The 7975-nt window shown below is 65.3% G+C and carries 6 protein-coding genes; 5 read left to right on the top strand and 1 reads right to left on the bottom strand.

Annotation, left to right across the window (positions count from 1 at the left end; genetic code table 11):
• Window positions 1–407 precede the first annotated feature (407 nt).
• The gene (locus ACFFWD_RS12595) at window positions 408–2021 is read right to left on the bottom strand and encodes a flavin-containing monooxygenase (protein WP_376965429.1); all 1614 of its coding nucleotides are present in this window, start codon (window positions 2019–2021) and stop codon (window positions 408–410) included.
• A gap of 423 nt (window positions 2022–2444) precedes the next feature.
• On the opposite strand from ACFFWD_RS12595, the gene ACFFWD_RS12590 reads away from it, so the two are divergent.
• The 5 genes from ACFFWD_RS12590 to ACFFWD_RS12570 all read left to right on the top strand — a co-directional run bounded on the left by ACFFWD_RS12590 (window position 2445) and on the right by ACFFWD_RS12570 (window position 7950).
• Window positions 2445–4007, top strand: a complete 1563-nt coding sequence (locus ACFFWD_RS12590; protein WP_376965427.1) for a tyrosinase family protein — start codon at window positions 2445–2447, stop codon at window positions 4005–4007.
• Between the two features lie 8 nt (window positions 4008–4015).
• Complete coding sequence (locus ACFFWD_RS12585) at window positions 4016–4414, top strand: hypothetical protein (RefSeq protein ID WP_376965425.1); 399 nt, start codon at window positions 4016–4018, stop codon at window positions 4412–4414.
• A 102-nt stretch (window positions 4415–4516) separates the two neighbouring features.
• Window positions 4517–5743, top strand: a complete 1227-nt coding sequence (locus ACFFWD_RS12580) for a cytochrome P450 (RefSeq protein ID WP_376965423.1) — start codon at window positions 4517–4519, stop codon at window positions 5741–5743.
• 151 nt (window positions 5744–5894) lie between these two features.
• Entirely contained in the window at window positions 5895–7493 is a 1599-nt protein-coding gene (locus ACFFWD_RS12575) for a GMC family oxidoreductase (RefSeq protein WP_376965421.1), read from the top strand.
• A gap of 7 nt (window positions 7494–7500) precedes the next feature.
• The gene (locus ACFFWD_RS12570) at window positions 7501–7950 is read left to right on the top strand and encodes a hypothetical protein (protein WP_376965419.1); all 450 of its coding nucleotides are present in this window, start codon (window positions 7501–7503) and stop codon (window positions 7948–7950) included.
• Window positions 7951–7975: the final 25 nt, after the last annotated feature.

Genomic DNA, 7975 nt, shown 5'->3' with positions numbered 1-7975 from the left:
TTTTTGTTGCACGGGACCCATGGGTGCAATCGGCACCCGGCTTTCCCTGCGCCCTCTGTTTGAGGAGAGGGCGGGAAGTGAAGCAAAGCTCGGGCGAAACACGCCGCGAGAGTGCGAGCGCACATCCTCACCGTTGTTTGACATGTAAACCGGGAAGCATCCACGCCGTCATTGCGAGGAGCGCAAGCGACGAAGCAATCCATGCTTCTACACGCGTGGACGCATGGATTGCTTCGCTTCGCTCGCAATGACGGCTGAGAGCCGCCCATTCAATTCCATCACCGTCATGCTGAGGAGGCCGCGTAGCGGCCGTCTCGAGGCACGACGGCCCGACTGTGGCCGTGCATCCTTCGAGGCTCGCTACGCGAGCGCCTCAGGATGACGGGACTAACAGATGACGGCGCATGCTACCCCAACCTCAACTCCTCATACCCCTTCGCCGCCACCGCGTCGCACCGTGCCCGATAGGCCGGCGCGCTGCCGCTGTAGCGGGCGACGATACGGGTCTGCTTGCCCTCGACGTTGGAGTTGATGCCGGTCATCCAGGAGTTGACCTCGTTGGAGAGCAGGCCTGCGCCGAGCGCCTTGACGTGATCGGTCCAGTCGGCAGTGCCCTCCGGCGTGGCGTCGAGGAAGGTCAGCCCCTTTTCGCGCGCGAAGCGGAGCAGGCCGGTGACCCAGTCGACGCTGTATTCGATGCTGCGCGGGATGTTGCCGAGCGCGGTGTGCGGGCCCATCAGCATCATCATGTTGGGGAAGCCGTCGACCATCAGCCCGAGATAGGTCTCGGGCCCGCGCGTCCATTTGTCCTTCAACAGCGCGCCGTGGGCGCCGCGAAAGTCGATCTTGTCAAAACTGCCGGTGATGGCGTCGAAGCCGGTCGCAAAGATGATGATGTCGAATTCGAATTCCCGCTCGCTGGTCCTGATGCCCTTGGGCGTGATCCGCTCGATCGGCGTTTCGATGAGATCGACGAGCTCGACATTGTCGCGGTTGTAGACCTCGTAATAGAAGGTCTCGAGCGGCAGGCGGCGCGTGCCGAAGCCATGGTTTGTCGGGATCAGCTTCTCGGCCACGCGCTGGTCCTTCACACGCTCGCGAATCTTCCGCGCGACGAAATCGCTGATGGTCGCGTTCGCCCTGCGGTCGATCAGGATGTCCCTGAAATTGCCCTGCCAGATGCCGAAGCCGCGCTCGCCATAGAGCTTTTCATAGAACGCCTCGCGCTCCTCGTCGGTGACCTCGAACGCGCCGCGCGGATCGGGCGTGTGGATGAAGCAGGCAAAGGTCTCCTGGCATCGCGCGAAGATCTCGGAATAGCCGGCCTTGATCTTCGCTTGCGTCTCCGCGTCGATCTTGCCGTTGTGCAGCGGCGCGCACCAGTTCGGCGTGCGCTGGAACACGGTGAGGTGGCCGACCTCGCCGGCGATGGTCTGGATGGTCTGCACGCCGGTGGCGCCGGTGCCGATCACGGCGACGCGCTTGCCGGCGAAATCCACCTTCTGCTTCGGCCAGCGCGCGGTGTGGAAGGACTGGCCCTCAAAACTGTCGCGGCCCTCGATGCGCGGCAGCGTCGGCGTCGACAGCGGGCCGATCGCGGTGATCAGGAATCGGCAAGTATGACGCGCGCCGCTCGCAAGCGTGAGCGTCCAGCTTCGGGTGTCGTCCTGGTAGGTCGCGGCGGCGACGCGGCTCTCGAACTGGATGTCGCGGCGCAGGTCGAACTTGTCGGCGACATAATTGCAATACCGCAAGGTCTCCGGCTGGCCGGCGAAATGCTCCGACCATTCCCACTCCTCAAGCAATTCCTTGGAGAAGGAGTAGCCGTAGGAATAGCTCTCGGAATCGAAGCGCGCGCCGGGATAGCGGTTCCAGTACCAGGTGCCGCCGACGCCGGTGCCGGTCTCGAACACGCGCACCTTGAGGCCGAGCTCGCGCAGCCGGTAGAGCTGGTACATGCCGGACAGGCCGGCGCCGATGATGATGACGTCGTAGTCAAGCTGCTGGTGCGGCGCGGCCACCTGACGTTGCTCCCGAAGTCTGTCGTTGCCGGAAAGGCTAGCCGGTCTCACTGCTGCCGACAAACATCGGAAAGCGGGGCTGGTATCGCGATTTGCAGGGGCCTCGGCGCAGCGCTGGCATTCCAGGCGCCGGGAACGGGGCGAAGGTCAGATTCGTCCGTGCGCAAATACCGCAGCAGCCGTCAGCTTGCCGCTGCTCCCGCCGAGGTGTATCATCATGATGTTATCAACCTCTAATAATTTTTCGAATCTGTTGTCCCGCGGCGGCCATTCGTACCGGCACGCAGCAACATCGTCGGAACCAGCGGGACGTCAGGACAAGCGAACGGGGGCAGGCGGAATTGGAGCGGCGCGCCGTGGACCATCGTGTCTTGGGGCGAGCGCCGACGAAAGGCATTTGGATTGATGTCACAGGAGAGACCCATGATGCAGGCCGCAGCTTCTTCCCTGACACGCCGCCGCTTGCTGGAGGCCGGCGCTGCGCTCGCCGCCGCCTCGGCGTTGCCGTCCCGCGCACGCGCGCAGGCGGCGCGGTTCCGCCGCTGGGAGATCACCGATCCCGCGATGCCGCCGCGCGTGCTCGCAAGCTACAAGGCCGGCATCACCAAGATGCTGAACCTGCCGCCGACCGATCCGCGCAACTGGTATCGCAACGCGATGGTGCACCTGTTCGATTGCCCGCACGGCAATTGGTGGTTCCTGGTCTGGCACCGCGCCTATCTCGGCTGGCTCGAGGCGACGCTGCGCGATCTCAGCGGCGATGGCGACTTCGCGCTGCCCTATTGGGACTGGACCAAGACGCCGAGCGTGCCGCCGGCGATGTTCGACGGTGTGCTCGATCCCAACAACAGCGGATTCATTCCGACCTTCGATGCGTTCAAGGCGCAGTTCGAGCCGGTGGTGACCGCGATCTACGCCGCCTTCTCGCAGGACCAGCTTGGCGTCCTCAATCAGCGCGGGATCGCGACCGCGGCGGATTTCATGGGCGTGCTGCCGCAGGTGTTCTTCGACCAGCCGAGCGCGCGCGGCCTCACCGCGACCAACCCCGATCTCGATCCCGACACGAAGGTTGCGGTGTCGCTGCCGACCATCCGCCGGTCGTTGCGGACGACGCTGTTTGCCGGCGGCGGAGGGCCGAACGATCCCGCCGGCTTCGCCAGCGCCAAGGCGTCCAATCACAGCGACGGCAGCACCAAGGGCATCCTCGAAAGCCAGCCGCATGACAATGTCCATGGCGCGATGGGGGGCGGTGGCGGGGCCTTCATGGTGCAGTTCTTCTCGCCGGTCGATCCGATCTTCTTCCTGCACCATGGCAATCTCGACCGGCTCTGGGATGTCTGGACCCGCCGGCAGGCTGCGCTCGGGCGTCCGACGCTGCCGCAGGGGAGCGATCTCGATGCATGGTCGAACGAGGAGTTCAGGTTCTTCACCAATGCCCAGAGCCAGCCGGTGACGCAGACCAAGGCGAGCGCCTATGCCTTGCCGAGCGTGTTCGACTACGACTACTCGCCAGGTTCCGGCGAGGATCTGGTTCCGGCGGCGGGGCCGGCCGTTGCCGGATCGCCGCAGGTGTTCAGTGGCGACGTCGCATCCGCGCAAATCGGCATGGCGAGGGCGGCGGGCGGTACGGTGCGCGTGCCGGCGTCCGCGCTGCAGGCGGCGAGCGATGCCGGGCCGCGCGTTGCGGAAATCACCCTCAATTTGACCCACAGCGATCTCGGGCGCCGCTTCCGTGTGCTGGTGGCGCCGAACCCCGGCGTTGCGCCGGTTGCGGTCGGCGCGATCACGATCTTCGGTCATCCCCCTCACGGGCCGACGACGTTCACCGTTCCATTGCCGGACAATCTCGCCGTTCCCGGCGCGACCGGTGAATTGTCGCTCGATATCCGCGTCGTGCCGATCGGCAATTCGACACGGCCGACGCTGGAGGCGGGTGCCGCACCGGCGGCTCCACTTGTCAGCGCCATCAAAGTGAGGACAGACTAGCGCCCACCATGAAACGAGCTCTGCTCATCGCGGCGCTGCTCGCGGCCCTCAACGGGCAGGGGCTGAGCACGGCCGCGGCGCAGGAGACCAAATTGATCGAGTTGTCGGCGCCGCGCGAGCCAGCCGTTGGCGAGACGATCGAGCTCCAGATCGCGACCGGACCGCTGCCGTCGGGCGCCAGGATCGTCGCGCTGACCGAGCAGGGTGACGTGCTCGGCGCGGTCGTGCCCTACGCCATGCCCGGCAAGGACAAGGGTAGCACCGCGACCATCGCGGTGCCGCCGACGGCCCTGGTCGATCGCCGGCTGCGGCTGCAATTGCAGGTGGTCGAGCAGGGCAAGCCGCCGCGCGCACCCGATGCCGACGAAGTCCGCCGCGTCAATCTGGTGCTGTCGCCCAAGCCATGATCCCCGTTCCCCGCCTTTACTCGCGATCCGGATTCACCCTATCGTCAGGGCGACAACGAGGATCGCCCGACAAGCGGCGACGGAAAATGCGGGAGCGAAGCGATGGCCCAGGTGCTTGAGCGCAAGCCGACGTCGATCGACGTCAGCGATCCCCGACTGTATCAGGATGACACCTGGCGCCCGCTATTCGCGCGACTGCGCCGCGACGATCCCGTGCATTACTGCGAGGCCTCCGCCTATGGCCCGTATTGGTCGGTGACGCGCTACGACGACATCTTTGCGGTCGAGCTGGATCACCAGAACTATTCCTCCGCCTCCGAGCTTGGCGGTATCCAGGTGGCCGATCAACCCAAGGGCCTAGAGCGGCCGAACTTCATCCGCATGGATCCGCCCGGCCACACCGCGCAGCGCCGCACCGTTGCCCCGATCGTGGCGCCGTCGAACCTCGCCAACTTCGAGCCGCTGATCCGCAAGCGCACGGCCGCCGTGCTCGACGCATTGCCGCGCAACGAGACCTTCGACTGGGCCGAGCGCGTGTCCGTCGACCTCACCAACATGATGCTGGCGACGCTGTTCGATTTCCCCTGGGAGGATCGCGCCAAGCTGACCTGGTGGTCTGACGTCGCGATCGCGAATATCGCTTCGCCTGATGCGGTCGTGCATTCGGAGGCCGAACGCACCGCCGAGATGGTCAAGATGGGCGAGTATTTCCGCAAGCTATGGGGCGCGCGGATCGACGCCCCGCCGACCTTCGACCTCGTCTCGATGCTGGCGCATTCGGAAGCGACCCGGAACCTGGATGCGCGCGAATTCATCGGCACCATCGGCCTCCTGATCGTCGGCGGCAACGACACCACGCGAAACTCGATGACATCAGGGTTGATGGCGCTGTGCGAGAACCCGGAGCAGTTCGAGCTGGTGCGCGCGCGGCGGGAATTGATCCCGAGCCTCGTCTCCGAGATCATCCGCTACCACACGCCGGTGCTGCACATGCGCCGCACCGCGCGCAATGACGTCGAGCTCGCCGGCCGCAAGATCAGGACGGGCGACAAGGTGGTGATGTGGTACATCTCCGGCAACCGCGACGAGGACAAGATCGAGCGCGCCGACGAGTTCGTCATCGATCGCGCCAAGCCGCGCCAGCATCTCGCCTTCGGCGCCGGCATCCACCGCTGCGTCGGCGACCGCCTCGCCGAGCAGCAATTGCGCATTCTCTGGGAGGAAGTATTGCAACGCGACCTGCGTTTCGAGGTGATGGGCCCGCCGCAGCGGCTCTATTCCAATTTCATCCGCGGTATACGAAGCTTGCCGGTGAGAATCGTCAATTGAGCCGCCGGCCCCGTCATTGCGAGCGAAGCGAAGCAATCCATGTCGCCACTTGCGAAGAAATGGATTGCTTCGTCGCTTCAGCGCAAAATTGCTTTGCAATTTTGTCGCGAGCTCCTCGCTATGACGCAAGAAGCAACAACAAGGAATCCGAATGAACGATCCCGTTGACGTCCTGATCATCGGTGCCGGCGCCTCCGGTGCCGCGGTGGCCTGGAGCCTCGCCGACACCAAGATGCATATCCTCTGTCTCGACCAGGGCGGCTGGATGAACCCGGCGGACTATCCGAGCACAGGCCGCGACTGGGAGGCGAAGTTCTACGGCGATTGGTCGACCAGCCCCAACATCCGCGGCCGGCCGGAGGACTATCCGATCAATGACGACAATTCGCCGATCAAGGTCGTCAACTTCAACGGCGTCGGCGGCTCGACGGTGATGTACACGGCGCACTGGCCGCGGCTTCACCCAAGCGATTTCAAGGTGAAGACACTCGACGGCGTCGCCGACGACTGGCCGATCGATTACGAGGCGCTCACCCCGTTCCACGAGGAGAACGACCGGATGATGGGCGTGTCGGGCCTGTCAGGTGATCCGTTGTCGCCGCTGACGCACCCGCCGATGCCGCCGCAGCCGCTTGGACTGTCCGGTCCGCTGTTCGGCAAGGCGATGAACAAGTTGGGCTGGCACTGGTGGCCGTCGGACACCACGGTCGCGACGACGGATTACGAGGGCAGGGCGCGTTGCATCAATCTCGGCCATTGCACGCCGGCCTGTGCGCAGGGCGCGAAAGCCTCGACCGACATCACCTATTGGCCACACGCCATCCGCGCCGGCGTCGAGCTGAAGACGCATTGTCGCGTGCGTGAGATCCTGACCAATGAACACGGCATGGCCTCCGGCGTCGTCTACTACGACAAGGACGGTGTCGAGCAATTCCAGCCAGCCGAGGTCGTGATCATCGCCTGCAACGGCGTCGGCACGCCGCGGCTGCTGCTCAACTCGGTGTCCGGCAAATTCCCGAACGGACTGGCGAACTCGTCCGGGCTGGTCGGCAAGAACCTGATGTTCCATCCCTACGCGCAGGTCTACGGCTATGTCGAGGAGCCGACTGACAGCAACCGCGCGCCGCCGACCTGCCTGTGGAGCAAAGAGTTCTACGACACCGATCTGTCGCGCGGCTTTGTCCGCGGCTACGGCATCCAGTTCGGCCGCGGCGCGGGCCCGGTGTTCGAGGCCGTCGCGAGCGAGCAGAAGGGCATCCTGCCGTGGGGCGCGGATCATCACCGTGTCTTCCGCAAGCTCAACGGTCACCGCCTTGCGGTCTCCGCGATCTGCGAGGACCTGCCGGAGGAGCACAACCGCGTCACGCTCGATCCCGTGCTGAAGGATAGCCACGGCATCCCGGCGCCCAGGATCGACTACACGATCAGCGAGAACAGCCGGAAGATGATGGAGCATGGGCTGGCGCGCGGCCGCGAAATTCTCGAGGCCGCCGGCGCGACAAACATCTGCATCAACAATCCGATCCCCTGGGGCGGCTGGCACCTGCTCGGCACCGCGCGGATGGGCACCGATCCGTCGCGCTCCGTGGTCAACGACTGGGGCCGTTCGCATGACGTGAAGAACCTCTTCATCGTCGATGGCAGCATCTTCGTGACCTCGGGAGGCGTGAACCCGACCTCCACCATCCAGGCCCTCGCGCTTTACATCGCCGATCAGATGAAGCGGCGCCTCGCCAATTTGTTCGACTGAGATCGCCATGTCCGAATTGAATGAACTGACCTCCGCCCAACGCAACGATCTCCGCACCGTTGCGGCGATGATCATTCCACCGAGTGACGCGTACAAGGTGCCGGGCGCGGACGATCCCGCGATCCAGGGCGACATGCTCGCAACGCTCGGCCGCGACACCGCGCTGGTAGCGCGGGCGCTCGATCATCTGGCGCGGCTCGCCGGCAAGCCGCTCGCCGAACTCGACGATGCCGCGCGCAACGCGGTGGCAAGAGAGTTCCGTGCCACCGGCGGCGCTGCCGCAGCGACCCTCGTTCGCGTCGTCCTGCAATGCTACTATCGCGACGACCGCGTGCTGCGCTCGTTAGGGCTCGAGCTGCGTCCGCCGTTCCCGAAGGGCCACGTGCTGCCGGAGGGCGACTGGTCGCTGCTCGATCCGGTCAAGGCGCGGCCGGCCAGCTTGCGACGGGCGCCCTAGCGGGCCAGCCCTGCGTCCGCCGCAG

It is taken from the genome of Bradyrhizobium erythrophlei (assembly GCF_042430365.1).
GTDB lineage: Bacteria > Pseudomonadota > Alphaproteobacteria > Rhizobiales > Xanthobacteraceae > Bradyrhizobium > Bradyrhizobium erythrophlei.
Note: the sequence above shows the minus strand (reverse complement) of the source record. Positions and strands in the feature narration are given on the sequence as shown.

Coding starts and splice junctions, on each gene's coding strand:
- ACFFWD_RS12590 (WP_376965427.1), top strand. CDS start 2,445: ATGATGCAGGCCGCAGCTTCTTCCCTGACACGCCGCCGCTTGCTGGAG.
- ACFFWD_RS12585 (WP_376965425.1), top strand. CDS start 4,016: ATGAAACGAGCTCTGCTCATCGCGGCGCTGCTCGCGGCCCTCAACGGG.
- ACFFWD_RS12580 (WP_376965423.1), top strand. CDS start 4,517: ATGGCCCAGGTGCTTGAGCGCAAGCCGACGTCGATCGACGTCAGCGAT.
- ACFFWD_RS12575 (WP_376965421.1), top strand. CDS start 5,895: ATGAACGATCCCGTTGACGTCCTGATCATCGGTGCCGGCGCCTCCGGT.
- ACFFWD_RS12570 (WP_376965419.1), top strand. CDS start 7,501: ATGTCCGAATTGAATGAACTGACCTCCGCCCAACGCAACGATCTCCGC.